17 protein-coding genes are annotated in these 18,734 nt (G+C 42.4%); 2 read left to right on the top strand and 15 right to left on the bottom strand.

Annotation, left to right across the window (positions count from 1 at the left end):
- Positions 1–67 precede the first annotated feature (67 nt).
- Positions 68–2,005: a TonB-dependent siderophore receptor gene (locus Vgang_RS14515; RefSeq protein ID WP_105901805.1), complete on the bottom strand. Its 1,938-nt coding sequence runs from the start codon at positions 2,003–2,005 to the stop codon at positions 68–70.
- Between the two features lie 237 nt (positions 2,006–2,242).
- Between Vgang_RS14515 and Vgang_RS14520 the strand changes: the two genes are divergently transcribed.
- Complete coding sequence (locus Vgang_RS14520; RefSeq protein WP_105901557.1) at positions 2,243–3,295, top strand: helix-turn-helix transcriptional regulator; 1,053 nt, start codon at positions 2,243–2,245, stop codon at positions 3,293–3,295.
- Between the two features lie 66 nt (positions 3,296–3,361).
- Positions 3,362–3,661, top strand: coding sequence for a monooxygenase (locus Vgang_RS14525; RefSeq protein ID WP_105901558.1), 300 nt, complete (start codon positions 3,362–3,364; stop codon positions 3,659–3,661).
- Positions 3,662–3,735: 74 nt separating this feature from the next.
- Here Vgang_RS14525 and Vgang_RS14530 read toward each other — a convergent pair whose 3' ends face one another.
- From Vgang_RS14530 to nrdD, 14 genes are all read right to left on the bottom strand, one after another.
- The gene (locus Vgang_RS14530; protein WP_105901559.1) at positions 3,736–5,487 is read right to left on the bottom strand and encodes a sugar phosphorylase; all 1,752 of its coding nucleotides are present in this window, start codon (positions 5,485–5,487) and stop codon (positions 3,736–3,738) included.
- A 3-nt stretch (positions 5,488–5,490) separates the two neighbouring features.
- Positions 5,491–6,714 carry a glycosyltransferase family protein gene (locus Vgang_RS14535; protein WP_105901560.1) on the bottom strand — a complete coding sequence of 408 codons (1,224 nt, stop codon included), beginning with the start codon at positions 6,712–6,714 and terminating at the stop codon, positions 5,491–5,493.
- Positions 6,715–6,771: 57 nt separating this feature from the next.
- Complete coding sequence (locus tag Vgang_RS14540) at positions 6,772–7,626, bottom strand: HAD-IIB family hydrolase (RefSeq protein ID WP_157946005.1); 855 nt, start codon at positions 7,624–7,626, stop codon at positions 6,772–6,774.
- Positions 7,619–7,777 (bottom strand): hypothetical protein, encoded by a 159-nt coding sequence (locus Vgang_RS14545; RefSeq protein WP_157946006.1) that lies wholly within the window; start codon positions 7,775–7,777, stop codon positions 7,619–7,621. Before Vgang_RS14545 ends, Vgang_RS14540 begins: the two co-directional genes overlap by 8 nt.
- 423 nt (positions 7,778–8,200) lie before the next feature.
- A complete protein-coding gene (gene modC, locus Vgang_RS14550; protein WP_245879877.1) occupies positions 8,201–9,307 on the bottom strand; it encodes a molybdenum ABC transporter ATP-binding protein ModC in 1,107 nt (368 codons plus the stop codon).
- Complete coding sequence (gene modB / locus Vgang_RS14555) at positions 9,304–9,996, bottom strand: molybdate ABC transporter permease subunit (protein WP_245879897.1); 693 nt, start codon at positions 9,994–9,996, stop codon at positions 9,304–9,306. Before modB ends, modC begins: the two co-directional genes overlap by 4 nt.
- A 60-nt stretch (positions 9,997–10,056) precedes the next feature.
- Complete coding sequence (gene modA / locus Vgang_RS14560) at positions 10,057–10,821, bottom strand: molybdate ABC transporter substrate-binding protein (protein ID WP_105901563.1); 765 nt, start codon at positions 10,819–10,821, stop codon at positions 10,057–10,059.
- A gap of 110 nt (positions 10,822–10,931) precedes the next feature.
- Positions 10,932–11,714 carry a TOBE domain-containing protein gene (locus Vgang_RS14565; protein ID WP_105901564.1) on the bottom strand — a complete coding sequence of 261 codons (783 nt, stop codon included), beginning with the start codon at positions 11,712–11,714 and terminating at the stop codon, positions 10,932–10,934.
- A gap of 7 nt (positions 11,715–11,721) precedes the next feature.
- On the bottom strand, positions 11,722–13,248 hold the full coding sequence (locus tag Vgang_RS14570; protein WP_170066819.1) for a cobyric acid synthase: 1,527 nt from the start codon (positions 13,246–13,248) through the stop codon (positions 11,722–11,724).
- Between the two features lie 45 nt (positions 13,249–13,293).
- Positions 13,294–13,677: an SMU1112c/YaeR family gloxylase I-like metalloprotein gene (gloA2, locus tag Vgang_RS14575; protein ID WP_105901565.1), complete on the bottom strand. Its 384-nt coding sequence runs from the start codon at positions 13,675–13,677 to the stop codon at positions 13,294–13,296.
- 96 nt (positions 13,678–13,773) lie between these two features.
- On the bottom strand, positions 13,774–14,484 hold the full coding sequence (locus Vgang_RS14580; RefSeq protein ID WP_105901566.1) for an ATP-dependent zinc protease family protein: 711 nt from the start codon (positions 14,482–14,484) through the stop codon (positions 13,774–13,776).
- 65 nt (positions 14,485–14,549) lie between these two features.
- Positions 14,550–15,737 (bottom strand): amino acid aminotransferase, encoded by a 1,188-nt coding sequence (locus Vgang_RS14585; RefSeq protein ID WP_105901567.1) that lies wholly within the window; start codon positions 15,735–15,737, stop codon positions 14,550–14,552.
- Positions 15,738–15,942: 205 nt separating this feature from the next.
- Positions 15,943–16,413 (bottom strand): anaerobic ribonucleoside-triphosphate reductase-activating protein, encoded by a 471-nt coding sequence (gene nrdG / locus Vgang_RS14590; protein ID WP_105901568.1) that lies wholly within the window; start codon positions 16,411–16,413, stop codon positions 15,943–15,945.
- 167 nt (positions 16,414–16,580) lie between these two features.
- Positions 16,581–18,719, bottom strand: coding sequence for an anaerobic ribonucleoside-triphosphate reductase (nrdD, locus tag Vgang_RS14595; RefSeq protein WP_105901569.1), 2,139 nt, complete (start codon positions 18,717–18,719; stop codon positions 16,581–16,583).
- Positions 18,720–18,734 lie beyond the last annotated feature (15 nt).

Consider the following 18,734-nt stretch of genomic DNA (forward strand, 5'->3'; position numbering starts at 1 on the left):
TTTTGACGTTAGTTATTGTTCGCCATCTTTTATGTTCGCGATAACGAATGTTCACAATAACCGTGCTTTAAAATTGATAAGCCGCTGAAATTTTATAATTACGCCCAGGTTCATAGTCGGTTAAATCAATGCCTCGTGCGTATCCAGTCCGAGACGCATGAGAGGCATATTCTTCATTGAAGAGATTATCGATCCCCACCGTAATGGTTAACCCATCAATATAGTTAGGAACCCATTGCGCATAGATATTATGAACATCGTAACCATCTTTAATTGGTTCACCGTCTAACACGTTGTCTTCATCCAGTACCCATTGTGAAGTCCATCCAAACAAAGTATCAATATCCACTGCTAGGTAGTCTAAATTAAGCGCAATGCTGTCGCCCATATCAGAACTACGTCCATTAAATAGGATTGGGGTATCATTGGTTTTATTTTTATTATCAGACTTCGAATAGGATAATTTTGAATTGAACATGTCATAACCATAATTGACACTCGCTTCAAAACCTGTGATTTCAGCATCACCATCATTGGTAATTAAGTAGCCTCCCGTCGATGCTTGATATTCTTGCACCAAGTAATCATCTAATTGAGTTTTAAAGACCGTAAAGTTAGATCCAACAAAATGTTTACCAGCTTGATAATGGAACTTAAAGCCACCTTGCGTGTTAATTCCTGTTTGCGGCTTAACATTGTCATCTAAGGTCGTGACATCTTGGTATTTTACAAAGGTTTCAAGTAATTCAGGCGCTTCATATAAGCTTCGAGAAGAGGCAAATAAGGTCCAGTGTTCTGTCACTGCCCATTCCGCGCCTAATCCCCAGCCTAGTTTATCGAATGAATCATCGCCGGTGAGCGCATCTCGTTGGCTATAGTCATAACGTACCCCTGCTGTTACTGAAAAGCTTGGCACTAAATACAACTTTTCTTCGATATAGACCGCCGAAGTGGTCATCTTTTCGCTCATGCTATAGCTGCTGCCATATTCACTTTCACTTTTTTGTTGATTGTATTCGCCGCCATAAGTCAATTGGTTTTGCATACCCAACAATACAAAGTCCGATTGTGCTTTCATATTGGCACCGGTATTGGTGTTGGTTGCAGTATTATCCGTTAAACGGTCTGAAGGCCAATTCACGGCAATATTGGATTCATCACGATTAATTTCCGTTTGGTTGTAATACAAGGTGGAATCTAGCTTGAAACCATGACCATTATTGGTTTGATAGCCTAATGTATAGGTATTACGCGTATATTTGGTAGGCAATAAGGTTTGCTCTGATAATCCTTGGTTGGCCGAGCCGGACATATCTGGACGCGGGCTATAATCGCCTTTATCTCGGTAGTAATCGTAACTCAACTCTAATCGGTTGCTATCGTTAATATCCCAACCAATTTTGGCCAACATATTACCAATAGTGCCGTCTGAACCGATGGTCTCGACACCATTACCATCTTCAAAGTTGTCGCGATCAATACCATAGACATAGACCATCCCATCAAGGTGATCACTCAGCAATCCATAAACGGTTAAAGACCCTTGTGAATAAGCATTACTTCCATATCCGCCAAAGATCCTAGCTCCATATTGCTCTCCTGGACGTAGTAAGTCTTTGGCATCTTTGGTTTCAAAATACACCGAGCCGCCTAAACCACCAGAAGTGACCGAGTTAGCACCAACTTGGATATCAGCCGATTTAATGATGTCAGGGTTAATGGTGAGATTACCGATATGGTGGAACATATTGGCGTGCTGCGATGCACCATCCAAACGAATATCCAAATCGGACTCATTTAAACCACGGATGTTGATACGTTGGTTCACTGAGTGCGTCCCGCCAACATCGACTCCTGGTATATCACGCAATAAATCAGAAAGGTGATCCGCTTGTTTTAGCGAAAGATCATCCGAGGCTAACTGCTGACTACTACTCGAGACTTTTGCACCCCACACCGTGACTTCTTCAAAATGGGTTTGAGACTGTGAATCAACTTCTTTCATCTCTGCGGCCTGAGCGCCGTAAATGATGCTGAATCCAAGGGAGGTGATGCCTAAACTCAATGTTGTTGCCTTGAGTTTGAATTTGGTTTCCATGTTTAAAATTCCTTCATAGAGAAAATAATCAAATGATAATCATTCGCAAGGATGATATAGTGACTGCTGATAAATTAAATAAAATACACTTATGCGAAATCGTATTTGATTTATGAGGAAGACATATTATGAAGGATTCATACCATGGCTGTGCATAGAACTCGCCCTTGCCCACAATTAGTGCAGCCAAGCCATGTGGTTTTTACTCAATTAGTCACCAAACACGGCCAAGATGCCGTTATCTGCGAACGCCATTCGCGCCCTTTAGTGACCGGAAAGTTCTTATCCTATCGCTCACCTACAGGCTTTGTTCTACATGGTGGAAAAACTGATGAATGTATTAAAATGAATACCATATCAAACGCGCCGGCGGGGGTAATTTTCACTTTACTTTTAGACGGGAAATTAGAGTTTGGCTATGATGATCAAGCATTTACGCTTTCAGCTCAACCAAAGTTCAACCCAACAGGCATTGGCTTAGCTGTGAATTTAAAACAAGAATCAACTTTTCATCGTCAGATAAGTGAACACAATCACATCGAAAAGTTAAATATCATTATTGACCCTAAATGGTTTAAGCAACGGGCTTATAAACCACAAGAGCATAGTGATGACGATTCCCGATTAAGCCATTTTTTAAACCAACATTTAGCGCACCAGTCTTTTTCCTTAAACCACGATATCCTCAATGCCGCTCAGCAATTAATTTCAACCCCGCCGCCGGAGGATTTTTTAGGAGCTCAACTATTCGACTTGCAAGCACAAACCTTGATTCATCAGTTGTTTGAAATATTACTCCCTCAACTGAGTAAACCGACTGACGGCAATTATCAATGTCTTGCAGCCCATCGTTTTCAAGATGAAATGAAGGCGATATTGCAATACATCAATCGCCACCTCAATGACGAGCTTTCATTAGATCAGATTGCCAAACATTGCGCGTTAAGCGTCAGTAGTCTTCAAACGAAATTTAAGCAACAACTGGGGATGACAGTATTAAACTATGTGCGCCAAAAGCGTCTAGAATTTGCAAAGAAACAACTTCAATTTACCGATTGTACGGTGACTCAAGCTGCTTATGATGCTCAATATCACCACCCCGGCAATTTTACGATTGCTTTTAAAAAAGCCTTTGGAATGACACCAAATCAATGGTTAGAAAAAACACGTAACGGAGCCGCTAGTAAGCACTTATAAAGATGGATTTCCTTTCAAAACCCTGATATTAATGCTAGAAATATATACATATTAAGGGTTAAGGCGATGACCACACTACTGCAAGTACATTTTGCGTTTGAAGGCCCATTTGGCAAAGAAATGGCCGAAGCACTACAAGGATTGGCAGAATCGATTAATCAAGAGCCGGGGTTTATCAGCAAGATTTGGACAGAAAGCCAAGAGCAAAAAGAAGCGGGTGGCATTTACCTATTTGAAGATCAAGCGTCAGCAAAAGCGTATTTAGAGATGCATTCGGCAAGATTGAAACAATTTGGCGTTGAACAAGTTCATGCCAAGTTCTTTGAAGTGAACGAGGCATTATCCAAAATTAATCACGGTCTATAAGTCAACTAATGTGATCAATACAAAACCCGCTGTACAACTAATGACTGCGGCTTTATTCATTGCATGAATGGGTTTTACCGATTACTAATCCAAACGGTTTGATATGGTTTGAGTTCAATCGATGCCAATGACTCGGTAATTTCTTGCCCACTCAAAAGATCTTTCCATTTGTCGGTTTGAATCAGGTTCATATCACCGACATTTAAAGTCTGTGGCTCAAGGCTGATATTACTCACACAAAATATACTCTGGCGTCTATCAATACTCTGCCGCCAAAAACCAAATAACTCACCACTCAAATGCAAGGTAAACTGCACCGCATTAGGGTGAAATGCGGGTTGTTCAGTACGAATTTCAATCAGTTCAGTCATGCGTTGTAGCACTTGGTGATGCTGGCTATGATCTTGCCCGAGTAAATTTTCAAGCTGCGGATAATCCCAACGATGGCGGTTGATAGAACGGTTTTGATTGGTATTTTCGACTTTGTCATAATCGTTACTCGTTCCCAATAAACTATGAATATATAAGCCAGGGATCCCTTCCATCGCAAACATGATCGCATGGGCGCAAATAAAGCGGTCAATACCATATTTATCTGGCCCTTTTTCCGTTCCCTGCAAAGCATCAAATAGCGCAATATTAATCTCATAAGGTTTACGGTCGCCGTTTTCTGTTGCACGCCAAGACACTAGCCCACCAAATGATTGCATGGTATTGACTAAAGTATTGATTTCTTTTTCATTCAATAGACCTTCTGCCGGACGTAAACCAATACCATCATGAGAAGCAATAAAGTTAAAGTAAGTCGTTCCTTGCTGTGCGGGTGGCATCCCCATCATCCAACGCTTTAGATGCTCTCCATTACCGGTAATCAAAGTGTTGACTAATAACGGCGGTAAAGAAAAATTATAAATCGCGTGTGCCTCATTGGCGTTACCAAAGTACGTGAGGTTCTCATGATTTGGGATGTTGGTTTCAGTGATAATGATGGCCTGCGGGCACGCTTGTTCAATCAAACTCCGTAACAAGCGAATCACTTCATGGGTTTGTGGCAAATTAATACAGTTTGTTCCTAACTCTTTCCATAGAAATGCCACGGCATCGAGTCGAAAGGTTCTTATACCATGATCCAAATATTGTCGAATGATCGTAACAAAGGCTTTTAATACTTCGGGATTACGGAAATCAAAATCGACCTGATCATGGCTGAAAGTACACCATACGTATTTCGTCCCTTCTGCGGTCTCGACTTCTTTTAGCAATGGTGAAGTTCTTGGTCTGGTCACCATTGACGTATCAACATCAGGCTGAGTTGTATAAAAATAATCATAACCAATACCGTCAGATTTAATGAAATTTTGGAACCATGCACTTCGCGCTGAACAATGGTTGATGACCAAATCTGACATCAAATTAAACTGGTTGGCAATGGATTCAATATCATCCCAATCACCTAGCCCTTCATTGACGCTAGAATAATCGATGACCGAAAAACCATCGTCCGAACTATAGGGAAAAAATGGCAAAATATGCACACCATTGATGTGTGGCATGCAATATTGATGGAGAAAAGATTTTAACGTTTGCAGTGGCGTTTCTCCATCTTGATGCAAGCTATCGCCATAAGTGATCAAAATGGTGTCTTTTTCGCTCCATAACTCTTGAGAAACCGCCATGGGAATCGAGGTATCTAGATTGGGCGATAAACGCATGATCCCAAGCAGTTCGTTCGCGAGCCATTCATGTTTCACCTCAAGATCAATGCCTTTGTAGATGACATCAAGGTGATGACAAACCTTCTCGCTGAGTAAATTTGATGTCGTCATCTATTACCCTCCAAATTCTTGGTAGTCTAATTCTACGGCTTCTTTCAAGCGCTCCATAACATCAGGCATCGCACTCACCACACGGTTCCAACTTGGAATGAATGGCGTTTCCATCGGGTTATCTAAGAAACTTTGACCTGCTTTCATGATATTCTGAGCAAACATTTCCACCGCTTTTTCTTCCATGTGCACATCCAGTGTCAAACCATTCATTAAGGCATCATTGTGATAGGCTTCGACAAAATCGAGGGCAATGCGGTAGTAAGTGGCTTTCAATGAACGAAAACGCTCGGTATTGAAGGTTTCACCTTGTGTAGCCAGTTTTCTAAACAAGGACTTAGTAATATCAATCGACATTTTAGATAAACCGCCATCGGTTGAATCGAGAGATAAATCCTGATGTTTATGATCATACGTCTTTGCAATATCCACCTGACATAAGCGATTGCTGGCATAGTTACGGTGCATTTCGGATAGTACGCCAATTTCTAAACCCCAATCGCTTGGGATACGAATATCGCTGAGGACATCACGACGGAATGAAAACTCTCCGGCCAGCGAATATTTAAAACTGTCCATATAGTCTAAATACACACTTGGCCCAGTAACTCGTTTCAAGGCTTTAAGTAGTGGCGTCACCAGTAAACGCGCAACTCGACCATTCATCTTGCCGTTTGCCACCCGTGCATAATAACCTTTGCAAAATTCATAATTAAAACGTGGGTTGGCGACGGGGTAAATCAAACGTGCGAGTAAATCACGCTCATAAGTGACAATGTCACAGTCATGTAGCGCTACAGACTCCGCTTTTCCTGTTGCTAAAACATATCCCATGCAGTACCAGACGTTGCGCCCTTTCCCAAGTTCTTTCGGTGCAAGTCCGAGCTCTGCCAGTTCTTTATCTAAAGCCTGTAAACGTGGGCCGTCATTCCATAAAATTCTATGGTGCTGTGGCAGTTCTTTAAAAAAGGAAATGGCGTGTTGATATTGAGCTTGATCGGCTCTATCTAAGCCAATCACAATTTGAGAAAGATAAGGGACACTTTTAAGCTCTTGAACAATATTGGGAAGTGCCTCACCTTCCAGTTCAGAAAATAACGATGGTAAAATTAACCCCATAGAACGTTTATTGGAAAAAGAAACTAAGTCGGCTTCAAGCTCTTCAATTGGTCTTTCCGATAAATTATGTAATGTTGTTACGATGCCATTTTGATAAAAGTCAGCCATGATGCCTCCTGCATGTCATGCGTTTTTATTTTATTGTTCGGTTTTTACTGATCATCGCTATTGCGCTAAGTGCCCTTCTAAGATGTGTTCTATACATTCCACCCAACCACTTGGGCCATATTGTTGACTGTCCACTATATCGTTATCGCGGTCGAGAGCTGGGAAAGGATGATGTTTAGAGCGAATACGCACCGCAACATCGGCTTTTTCCAGCATGCTGATATCGTTATCGCTGTCACCTAATGCGATGCTATACCAATTCTTACATTCATCATGATTTGAAAGAAAAGTCTGTTGAGACATATTCACAACCCATTGCATAGCATGACCTTTGTTTGCGTCACTGCCGATATGAATAAAACGACCGCCTTTCACAACCGTTGCCCCTTGCTTAACCATGTAGTCGATAAAGTCAGCTTGCTTTGATTCACTTCCAAGCCATTGAATAGGTTCACCAAATTCACGCTGATTGGCCAATTTCGCCTCATTTAAGGTTAGCCCTGTCATATCCGCCAAATACGCATCCGTCATTTCACTCATTGGAACGAACAAATCAGCAAACTCTTGTTTAGCCTTCATAAGCGCTGATTGCCAATGAGATCTGGGCAAAGCAAAGGTTCGACACCAATATTCCTGTACGCTTTCAGTATGCTCAGGCTGCTGTAAAAAAATGGATTTGGGCAAATAGACCGCAGCACCATTTTCAACAATGAATGGCGATAGCAGGGATAATTTCGCCATCAAATCTTTCAGTTCAGCGAAAGTTTTGCTGGTATTGGGAATCACGGGGATGTTCCGCTGCGTAAGCTGCTGCAGCAAAGGGGTGACGGCATCAAAGTTGTAATCATCATGATCCAATAGTGTGCCGTCAAAGTCGGTAAAGATAAGCGGTTTTGACCAAGGTTTAAGCATAAAACTGCTCAGTTTGTGGCCCCGCTTGCTCAGCCTTGCTTGCATCAACTTGGTGCAATATGATCGGCATTCCGTATGGGCTTGCACTAAAAAATGCCGTTTTGTTGTCGCTGATTTCATTCAATGATGGGAAAAATATAGATAACCACATAGCAATCACTCCTTTTGCTGGATTTCTTTACAAATAGAATACAAAAAACATGCCATGTGTTTAGTAGGGCCTGTTGTTCTTTTGTGATTAAATTTTGTTCGAGATAAAAGCGTTTTAGGCAAGGCAAGGCAAGTCGATTGTAGCCTAGTTATTCTAAGTAAATGAGACTTAACGCAGCATAAAACGCTTTTAGCCGACCCCTTCGGGCAGCGTTTGTTGGTCATTTGTACTGCGTTATCAGCTCCTTGTGTAGACTAGCTACACCACGGAGCCTCTGCCTTGTTCAAATGCCCAACAATTCGCTGCAAAAACAATCACAAAAGAACAACAGGCCCTAGTAATCTCACAAACATAAAAAAGACTTAAGAAATAAAACTTAAGCCTTTAATAAATCGATAAATTCTAATTTAATCAGAATTCAGGTTAACCCATACGCCCCATATCTTGGTTAGTCATCTTAACCCCTTTTATTTGAGCAAAAACATGCTGGCCGATTTCAAGATTAAGATCTTCGTACGCCCAAGCCGTGATACTGGCCCATAAATACAGCTCAGAGTCTTTTTCCCCAATACGTAAGCGCAGCGCAACAGGCTGAGTAATGTCTTTGATCGGCGCAACATCGCTGATCGTAACAGGGAAAATATTTCTGATCGATGTATCATTGGCCTTGGACAAGGTAATCGAAACATCAACAGCATGGACACGAATTCGAATTTGTTCGTTGGTTTGCGCATCAATATTACTCATCCAAACCCCTATATCAGGCGCAATTTCTGCATAGGTTAAGGCGTATTTAGGGTGATGCTGCTTAATGGTAGCTTTGAATAGACTGCTTAATTCACTGTGACGGTGCCAAGGTTGAAACGCTTCGCTACTCCAGACCGTTTCAATGTCACCCGATTCAATAATCCGACCTTCTTCCATTAACAGCATGTGATCGGCTAAATGAAGGACTTCGTCGAGGCTATGTGTAACGTATAAAATCGGGATCTGGATTTCTTTAGCCAGCTTTTCTAAGAACGGCATCACTTCTTGTTTTCTTGGTAAATCCAGTGAAGCCAAAGGCTCATCCATCAGTAATATTTTGGGCTCTGATAATAAAGCACGAGCAATGGCACAACGTTGTTTTTCTCCCCCTGACAAGTCAGCAGGATAACGATTGAGAAGATGATCTAATCCTAACAATTCAACGACTTGATAAAAGTTACCCGGTAACCCTACACCAGTATAGCCATACAGTAAATTGCCTTTTACTTTATAGTGGGGAAATAATCTCGACTCTTGAAATACATAGCCGATATCACGCTTTTCTATCGCTAAATTCACGCCACGCTCTGAATTAAATAGAACTTGTTCATTGATAGAAATATTGCCACTGTCTGGATTTTTTAGCCCACTGATGGCATTGATAATGCTGGTTTTTCCTGCGCCTGAACGACCAAATATGGCGGTGATCCCACTCGCAGGCAAGGTAGCATTGATATCCAATTCAAAGGCTGAAAAGTGCTGCTTAAAATGCAATTCAATCATTTTCGCACTCCACTCTCTGTGCTGACACCTAAGCGTTTTTGAGTCTTTTGAGTCAGCCATTCAGAGGCCAGTAAAGACAGCAAAGCCACAACGATCGAAATAACACATAAACGCCCTGCTTGCATTTCTGCACCGGGAGTTTGAATGAAGTTATACATAGCCAAAGGTAAGGTTTGAGTTTGATTAGGAATGTTCGCCACAAAGCTTATCGTAGCGCCAAATTCGCCAAGACTACGCGCAAAGGACAACATGGCTCCGGTGATCACGCCCGGCAAAACTAAAGGCAACGTGATGGTCATAAACACTTTCAATGGTGAAGCACCAAGCGTTCGTGCCGCTTGTTCAAGTTTTGGATCCACATTCATCAAGCTGAGTCGAATCGATCGCACCATTAATGGCAGCGCCACGACCGCAGAAGCCAGAGCCGCACCTTTCCAGTTAAAGCTAAACACTAATCCAAAGTGATTAAAAAGCCACTCACCAATAACACCTTTACGACCCATCGTGAGTAACAATAAATAACCAATCACCACCGGTGGCAACACCAAGGGTAAATGAATAATGCTGTCTAAAACTTTTTTACCCCAAAACTCTTTTTTGACCAGAAGCCAAGACAAGAAAACCCCTACCGGCAGGAGCCAAAGCACTGCGGTAGAGGAAACTGTTAAACTGAGTAATAAGGCACTCATTTCGTAATCGGATAAGATCACACGCTTTTCCTTGCTACAGGTTGATGTATGAAATAACCGTTATTGAGCAATAAGCGGCGTAAAACCGTATTTAACGAAAGTATCGCTTGCCTCTTTGCCTTTTAAAAATTCAAAAAACTGTTGGCTAGTTGGCTTTGAATTTAACGCGACAGCTGGGTAGACAATTGGAGAGTGCGTACTTTCAGGGAACGTTTGCACAATCGACACTTTCTTGCTCATTAATGCATCGGTTTTATATACGATGCCAAATGGTGCTTCACCGCGCTCCACTAACGATAAAGTTAAACGCACATTATTACTTGGCGCGGTTTTACTTGATAACACCTCCCACAAACCAAGGTTAGTGAGGCTTTCTTTCGCATACATACCCGCTGGAACGCTTTGCGGTTCACCAATCGCGAGTCTGTGCTCACCTAGCAATGTCGGCAATTGCTTGAACGTACCAGGGTCAATATCGGCCTCTTTTTGCTCATCCGAGCCAATTAATACCAAGCTATTACCAACAAGATCGCTCACTTGATCTTGTGTTGTCATGCCTTTATTGACAAGGTACGTCATCCAATTAGGGTTGGCTGAGATGAAAATATCGGCAGGTGCGCCTTGCTCAATTTGACGAGCCAAAGTAGAAGAACCAGCATAAACAGGCACGATGCTATCTCCTGTTTCCGCTTTATATTTATCGCCTAGCTCTTTCATCACATCCGTCATTGATGAAGCCGCATATACATTGATGTCTTCTGCAAAAACGGTAAATGTCGAACAAAGTGCAGCAAGGCCGAGTGTAGAAAGTAGCAATTTTTTCATAACATCCTCAAAGGTTAATAAGCGTTTAGGCAGTAGCCAGATACATCGCTATATACATGAGTGCATAACGTTTTACGTGATAATACGCGAACTCATCATAAATTCAATGATCAAATACAGGTCACTAAAATTTGGTTGGGATCGAAACTAGCGAAATAAAACTTATCTAATTGTAAATTAACGTTTTGTAGAGAATCGTGAATCACCGAAGCATACAACAATGTACCCGCGCCAATATCTAAAAAGACTTCACTGCTTTCTACACCTTGAGTCAAATGCACCAGTTGCCCCTGAAGCTGGTTGTAGTCCGTTGTTGGCTTAGCCGTTTCCGAAATCATCACCGATGGCGCTTTAAATAGCAGTAAAACCTCTTTCTCAATGGCTAAGTTTAATTGCAACGTACTGACATGGGTGATCACAGCAGAGATCTCACTGCCACTTTCTAGTTGTACGACAACTTTATCTTTTACATCTTGCGATTCAATTCGAATGACTTTGCCTTTCAGTTGGTTGCGAGCACTGGTTTTCAAGGTGAAATGGCTCATGACATCCAACAAACTTTCCGTGGTGACATTGGTATCCATCAGCGCTTGCATGACCATGGTCTGCATTTGGTTCATCAGGCTGTAAACTTTAATCAAGCGGGTACCGAATTCGGTTAACTTGGCTCCACCACCACCTTTGCCACCAGTTTCGCTGGCGATAACAGGATACGGTGACACCTGATTCATATCATTAATCGCATTCCATGCCGCGCGATAGCTCAACCCTGCTAGTTTCGCTCCTTGCGAAATCGAACCTGACGCTCCAATCTGCTCAAGTAAAGCGATGCGTTTAGGGTTAGCAAATAGCTTCTGATTCGTGTTTAGCGTCAGTAATGCTTCAAATTCCATTGATAACCTACGATTTAGAAGAATAAAGTTGTGGCCATAATAGTTGTAAATTCAGTTCACTTTCTATGACATCGGCCAAACGTTCTAATGACTGGTTTTGTTGCTGCTCACGACTTTGCGTAGGAGCTATCTCCTCCAAACCCGCCCAGTGCAGAATATGCTCAAATGCCGCTGGTTGATCAAAAATACCATGGCAATACGTGCCAAATACTTGACCATCGGATGACAAAGCCCCTTCAGCCAAAAGCTCACCAGCATGAATAGGAGCACTATCTTCTCTATGTGGTGCCACTTGAGTCTGCAATTGAATAGGTTGAAGTTCTTCCACCAGCGATACCCCAGCATGTATTTCGTAGCCTTTTATATCCACGCTTTGATCTGGGATTAACGACATACGCCCAATCACTTGTGTGAGCGCCTTTTGCGTGGTGATTTCGGTTTGAATATTCAGTAGCCCCAAACCTGGCGAATGGCCCGCTTCGCTTTCAATGCCATTTGGATCGGAAATCGAATAGCCGAGCATTTGATATCCACCGCATATCCCCATCACCTTACCGCCATAACGCAGATGACGTTGAATATCTTGCTCCCAATGTTGCTGGCGTAAAAAGTCCAAATCCGCACGTACGGATTTACTACCCGGTACAATAATCAAATCAGCACCGGCAAGACTTTGCCCTTGGTAACGATATTGAAAGTCGATTTCTGGGTGAGCACGTAAAGCATCGAAATCAGTGTGATTGCTCATGCGTGGTAGCACAGGAACGAACACCGTAAATTTAACCTGTTCATTTCTATTTTGCTGGCCATCCACGGCATCTTCAGCATCCAGTTGCAAATCATGCAAGTAAGGCAACACGCCAATAACTGGCTTACCTGTTTTCGCTTCAAGCCATGTTAAACCAGGTTTAAGTAATTCAATATCACCACGGAAGCGATTGATCACAAAGCCAATTACGCGGTCTTGCTCTGATTGAGAAAGCAAAGCCAGCGTGCCATATAAATGTGCAAAGACACCGCCTCGGTCAATATCAGCAACGATGATCACCGGTACGTTTGCCTCTTCTGCAAACCCCATATTAGCAATATCGTTTTCACGCAGATTAATTTCTGCAGGGCTGCCTGCACCTTCAATCATGATGCAATCATACTGCGCTTGTAACTGAGCAAAGGAATCCAGTACATACGGCATGGTATATTCTTTATATGTCGAATTTCCCAAAGTGGCTTGTTGCGGTAACGCTTTGCCCTGCACAATGACTTGAGCTTTCATATCCGTATTAGGCTTGAGCAAAATGGGGTTCATATGCACGCTTGGCTCAATACCACAGGCAAAAGCTTGCAGTGCTTGCGCTCGCCCAATTTCTCCACCGTCTTTCGTTACCGCGCTATTCAGTGCCATATTTTGTGACTTAAACGGGGCAACGTTGACCCCGCGGCGACTCAGCACTTTGCATAAACCGGCCACTAAGACACTTTTCCCAGCATCGGATGTTGTGCCTTGCACCATAAGTGCTTGAATGGGTTTCAACATGAAGTTTGTCTCTCATTTGTTGCGTTAACTTAAACTCGGGATAATTTAAGACTGATACAATTCCAATGGCAATCCATCTGGATCTTTAAAGAAAGTAAATCGCTTCCCTGTAATGTCATCAACACGAATGGCTTCACATTCCACCCCATACTGCGCTAAATAATGCACAGCTTTATCTATGTCAGCAACTGTAAAGGCTAAGTGTCTTAATCCACATGCTTCTGGGCGGTCAACACGTTTGGGCGGGCTAGGAAATGAAAACAGCTCTATTTGGCTGGTAGGAGAAATTTCTAAGTCGAGCTTATAAGAATCCCTTTGCTCACGGTAGGTTTCTTTAATTACTTTCAGTTGCAGCACCTCACAATAAAATCGTTTAGAAACAGCATAATCTGAACAGATAATGGCAACATGGTTAATTTGGTTGAACATTGACCTTTCCTTTGCAGCTCTGATAGAAAAAAGCCCCCAAAATTGGAGGCTAATTCTTGAATTGATTTGTCAAACTTTACTTAACCTCAGCTGAGGTTACTTAGTTGCATCCAGTGCCACTTTAGGTTGAACAAATTCGCGGCTCACGTCCACAATGGCGACATCACGGAAGAAGCTGCGCCCTAACAGTAAGCCATAATCCATGTGGGTACGGTCTGCTAAAGTAAACGGTGTTTTCACTTTCAAGTCGCCAACTTTAATCCAACCTTCGACGACGTAACGCTCATAGGTTTCATCTGAATTAGACTGACGAATAAATTTGGTTGAAACAACCGGAAGTTCAAGCTCTCTCGATTCACGGTCACCATGAGCGAGTTTGAATTTAACCCACTTTTTACCATCACGTTCAAATGCCACAACATCGATGGCACTCACCGACGAGGTTGTCGCACCAGTATCGATACGAGCGACGACGTTAACATCCAAACTTTCAATGTGAACCCATTCTTTTTGGCCTAAAATCAATTTACCATCAGCGCTTTTACGTCCAGAGGTCACACTATTGTCTGTTGGTTTAGCAACAGGCTTCACCGTAGGCATTGGCTTTGGCTTCACATTTGGGTGTTTTTCCATTGGAGATAAACCAGAATCTGGTTTGGTCTCAGTCTTAGGCTGCTCTGTTTTTGTAGCCGAAGACGTTGTTTCTGCCTGACTCGCACCACTATTGTCTGTTTGTTCTGGTGTGGTAGAACAACCAACAATGGCAACGGACATCAAAGCAGGAAGAAAAAAGCCCCATTTTTTCATGTTAACTAACCTTTTCATTCGAATCTGTGTACTCAACGTAATTGTCGACTTAATGCTTGAATATCTTATGCTCTTGACAGAGTATCAATGGCATTGGCGACATATTGTATGTCTGTTTCTTGCAAGCCTGCAATATTGATACGACCATCACCAACGCCATAAATGCCATATTCTTCACGTAATTGCGTCATTTTTTCGCTAGAAAATCCTAACACAGTGAACATGCCTTTGTGCGACTTTATGAATTCAAATTGGTCATTATTATAGCTATTGACCAATTCTTGACATAAAGATTGACGTAAACCCACTAAACGTTGCTGCATGTCAACCAATTCAGCCTTCCATTGCTGAGTCAAAGACTCGCTTTGCAGTACAGTTTTCACCAATGCTGCACCATGATCTGGCGGCATGGTGTAAGTGGAACGAGCAAGTGTTAGCAATTTACCTTTGGCATTGTTCGCTTCTTGCTGATTCTTACCCACCACAATCGCAGCACCGGTACGTTCACGGTATAAACCAAAATTCTTTGAGCAAGATGTGGTGATCAACATTTCTTCCACATTATTGGCCATGTGTTTCAGGCCCAGTACATCTTTCTCTAAGCCATCACCAAACCCTTGGTAGGCAATATCAACAAATGGAATAAAGCCCTTTTGTTGAGACAAGTCTGTGATGGCTTTCCAATCATCAAAGCTAATATCCGCACCAGTTGGGTTATGACAACAACCATGCAGAAGTACCACATCTTTAGGGCCAGCTTGCGAAAGATCAGCCAACATTTTGCCTGAATCCACTTGGCGAGTTTCGGGATTAAAATAATGATAGTATTTCACTTTCAATCCTGCCGCTTCCATCACTGGACGGTGATTAACATAGCTAGGATTACTGATCCAAACCGTTGTTTCCGGCTCAGCAATCTTGAGCAAATCTCCCAACATTCTTAAAGCACCGCTCGCGCCCGGCGTTTGGATAGCCGATACACGTGAATAAGCAGAGGTATCTTCTAGTAGCAAATCCACCATGCACTGATTAAATTCTTCACAACCGGCTAAACCAACGTAGGCTTTGGTGCTTTGTTCTTGTGCTTGCTGCTGTTGCGCTTGTTTAATTGCTGCCATGATCGGTGTTTGACCTTGGCTATTCTTATAAACCCCAATGCCTAAATCGACTTTTTCTGGACGAGGATCATTTCGGTAAGCAACGGATAAAGACAAGATAGGATCTTGTACTGGCGGAGAAAGATGAGAAAGCATGAATACACAACCCTGTGAGATGTCACTTCATGTTGATACTACGACTTAAAAACAAGAGTGGTAAGGAAACATGACGTGAGTGAATAAAAACTCAAATTATCATTATCCTTAAATAAGCTCCATAAAAAAATCGACATGATCTCCGGATCATGTCGATTTTGTTTGCTCTATCCGACAAAGCCTTAGCCTGTATTTAAATAAAACGTCAGCGTGCGTTTAAATAATGCACAACTTGATTACGACTACCTCGCCATTCGAGGCTTGGGTCCGCTAGATCTTTTTCAAATTTTCCATCAACGAGTACATCAATATAACTCACCAGTTCTTGCTGCTCAGCATTGAGCTCGGCCAACCTGTAGCCCGTCCACATCCAGATATCTTTGGTTGGGCATTCATGCCGCACTCGTTTTACCAACTTCAATACCGCTTCAATATTTTGCGGATGAAGCGGATCGCCACCAGATAAGCTCAAACCACGTCGAAAAATTCTGCTGTCTTGCAAATCTCGAATAATGGCGTCTTCATGTTCTTGGGTAAACAGTACGCCCGAACTCGGAGACCAAGTGCTTTGGTTATAGCACCCTTTACATTGATGCACACAACCGGACACAAACAAGGTACAACGTGTGCCTGGACCATTAATCACATCAACAGAATAATATTGAGAAATGTTCATCTACTTCCAAATCCAAATAACACTTCTATACCCTAAATAATTGGAGTTGTAGCAAGGCGACAAGTTCATGAGACCCCATGAGTGTAGTTTGCCTACAACTTCTTTTTGAAAAGAAATAGGGGTGAATGAAGTCAACGAAGCTACAACTTCAAGTATGACGGGTATAGTTATAAATGCTTTACGCGACGCTTCACTTCTTCCTGCTTACCATCATTAAATGGACGCGCATCAGGGCTACCTAAATAACCACATACGCGGCGCGTTACCGAGACTTTACTTGAATCGTGATTTCCACATTTCGGGCATGTAAAACCTTTACTGGTACATTCAAACTCGCCGTTGTAACCACATTCGTAACATTCATCAATCGGGGTATTGGTACCGTAATATGGCACGCGACTGTAACTGTAGTCCCATACGTTTTCTAATGCTTCGATATTATGCTGCATGTTCGGGAACTCGCCGTAACAAATGAAGCCGCCGCTTGAAATTTCGGGATATGGCATTTCAAAGTCGATTTTATCGTATGGCGTGACTTTCTTTTGCACATCAAGGTGGAAACTGTTGGTGTAGTAACCTTTGTCAGTCACGCCTTCAATCACACCAAATTGTTTTGCATCTAAACGGCAGAATCGATTACATAGGTTTTCACTTGGTGTGCCGTATAAACTAAACGCATAACCTGTTTCTTTCATCCAGTCTTCAACGTGCTTTTTCATGAAATCAATGATCTTAATGGCTTTTAAACGCAAGGTTTCATCATCGTAGACATGTTTTTCAGTACCGAATAATGCGCATACGGTCTCATGAATGCCAATGTAACCCAGCGAAATTGAAGCACGGCCATGTTTGAATATGTCAGCAATATTGTCATCTGCTTTTAAGCGAACGCCACACGCACCTTCCATATATAAAATTGGAGCAACACGCGCTTTCACGTTCTCTAAACGGTTAATACGCGTATCCAGTGCACGACGAGCTAAATGCAGCTTCTCTTTTAAAATCTCGTAGAAACGGTTTTCATCACCCTGCGCTTCAATCGCCACACGTGGTAAATTCAGACTCACCACACCCAGGTTGTTACGGCCATCGTGGATCAGCTCACCATTTTCTTCATACGGATTCAAGAAGCTACGGCACCCCATTGGGGTTTTGAATGAACCCGTCACTTCCACAACCTTGTCGTAGTTCAAAATATCTGGGTACATACGTTTTGAAGCACACTCAAGTGCTAACTGCTTAATGTCGTAATGTGGATCGCTTGGTTTATGGTTTAAGCCATCACGAATCGCGAAGACCAATTTGGGGAAAACCGCCGTTTTACGATTTTTACCTAAACCAGCAATACGGTTACGTAAGATAGACTCTTGAATTAACTTACACGCCCAAGACTCACCTAGACCAAAACCAAAGGTCACAAATGGGGTTTGACCATTCGCTGTATGCAGTGTGTTCACTTCATATTCAAGTGACTGAAATGCGTCATAACACTCTTTTTCAGTTTGCTTACGCGCAAATTCTTGTGGGTTGGGAATGTCCCACTCTTGTGCCAATTTCAATTGCTTTTGGTGGCTAGCAAGTACATAAGGTTCTAGGATTTCATCAATGCGGTTGATGGTGGTTCCGCCGTAGATGTGGCTCGCGACTTGGGCAATGATTTGTGCGGTTACCGCTGTCGCCGTTGAAATTGACTTAGGGGTGTCGATTTCCGCATTGCCCATTTTAAAGCCACGAGTCAGCATGCCTTTTAAATCAATCAGCATGCAGTTAAACATTGGGAAAAATGGCGCGTAATCTAAATCATGGTAGTGGAGATCACCCGATTCATGAGCGTGTACGATATCACGTGGCAAAATGTGTTGTTTCGCATAATGTTTAGCCACGATACCCGCAAGTAAGTCACGCTGAGTTGGGATCACTTTGCCATCTTTATTGGCATTTTCATTAAGAAGATCCGTGTTGTTTTGTTCAATTAAGCCTTCAATTTCACGTGTTAATGCGCTCGATTTCTCACGAGCAATATCACGATCATGGCGGTATTCAATATAGTGACGAGCGAGTGATTTGTACTCACCTTGCATCAAATAGTTTTCCACCATCGTCTGAATATCTTGGATATGAATACCATCAGGAAAATCAGTTTGAGTCTCTGTCAAACGTTGTTCAACACAGTCGGCTAATTGTTGGGCATATTCTTTCAACTTTTCATCAACCGTTTCCGCCGCACTCAGTACCGCAGCAACAATACGATCTTGCTGAAACAAGGCTTTTGAGCCATCCCTTTTCATAACAATTAATTGACTCATCCTAACCTTGCCTCC

The organism is Vibrio gangliei, from assembly GCF_026001925.1.
Taxonomy (GTDB): Bacteria; Pseudomonadota; Gammaproteobacteria; order Enterobacterales; family Vibrionaceae; genus Vibrio; species Vibrio gangliei.

Coding starts and splice junctions, on each gene's coding strand:
- Vgang_RS14515 (WP_105901805.1), bottom strand. CDS start 2,005: ATGAAAGAAGTTGATTCACAGTCTCAAACCCATTTTGAAGAAGTCACG.
- Vgang_RS14535 (WP_105901560.1), bottom strand. CDS start 6,714: ATGGCTGACTTTTATCAAAATGGCATCGTAACAACATTACATAATTTA.
- Vgang_RS14585 (WP_105901567.1), bottom strand. CDS start 15,737: ATGCTTTCTCATCTTTCTCCGCCAGTACAAGATCCTATCTTGTCTTTA.
- gloA2 (WP_105901565.1), bottom strand. CDS start 13,677: ATGTTCAACCAAATTAACCATGTTGCCATTATCTGTTCAGATTATGCT.
- Vgang_RS14570 (WP_170066819.1), bottom strand. CDS start 13,248: ATGTTGAAACCCATTCAAGCACTTATGGTGCAAGGCACAACATCCGAT.
- Vgang_RS14525 (WP_105901558.1), top strand. CDS start 3,362: ATGACCACACTACTGCAAGTACATTTTGCGTTTGAAGGCCCATTTGGC.
- Vgang_RS14530 (WP_105901559.1), bottom strand. CDS start 5,487: ATGACGACATCAAATTTACTCAGCGAGAAGGTTTGTCATCACCTTGAT.
- Vgang_RS14540 (WP_157946005.1), bottom strand. CDS start 7,626: ATGCTTAAACCTTGGTCAAAACCGCTTATCTTTACCGACTTTGACGGC.
- Vgang_RS14545 (WP_157946006.1), bottom strand. CDS start 7,777: ATGTGGTTATCTATATTTTTCCCATCATTGAATGAAATCAGCGACAAC.
- modB (WP_245879897.1), bottom strand. CDS start 9,996: ATGAGTGCCTTATTACTCAGTTTAACAGTTTCCTCTACCGCAGTGCTT.
- nrdG (WP_105901568.1), bottom strand. CDS start 16,413: ATGAACATTTCTCAATATTATTCTGTTGATGTGATTAATGGTCCAGGC.
- nrdD (WP_105901569.1), bottom strand. CDS start 18,719: ATGAGTCAATTAATTGTTATGAAAAGGGATGGCTCAAAAGCCTTGTTT.
- Vgang_RS14520 (WP_105901557.1), top strand. CDS start 2,243: ATGGCTGTGCATAGAACTCGCCCTTGCCCACAATTAGTGCAGCCAAGC.
- Vgang_RS14565 (WP_105901564.1), bottom strand. CDS start 11,714: ATGGAATTTGAAGCATTACTGACGCTAAACACGAATCAGAAGCTATTT.
- modC (WP_245879877.1), bottom strand. CDS start 9,307: ATGATTGAATTGCATTTTAAGCAGCACTTTTCAGCCTTTGAATTGGAT.
- Vgang_RS14580 (WP_105901566.1), bottom strand. CDS start 14,484: ATGAAAAAATGGGGCTTTTTTCTTCCTGCTTTGATGTCCGTTGCCATT.
- modA (WP_105901563.1), bottom strand. CDS start 10,821: ATGAAAAAATTGCTACTTTCTACACTCGGCCTTGCTGCACTTTGTTCG.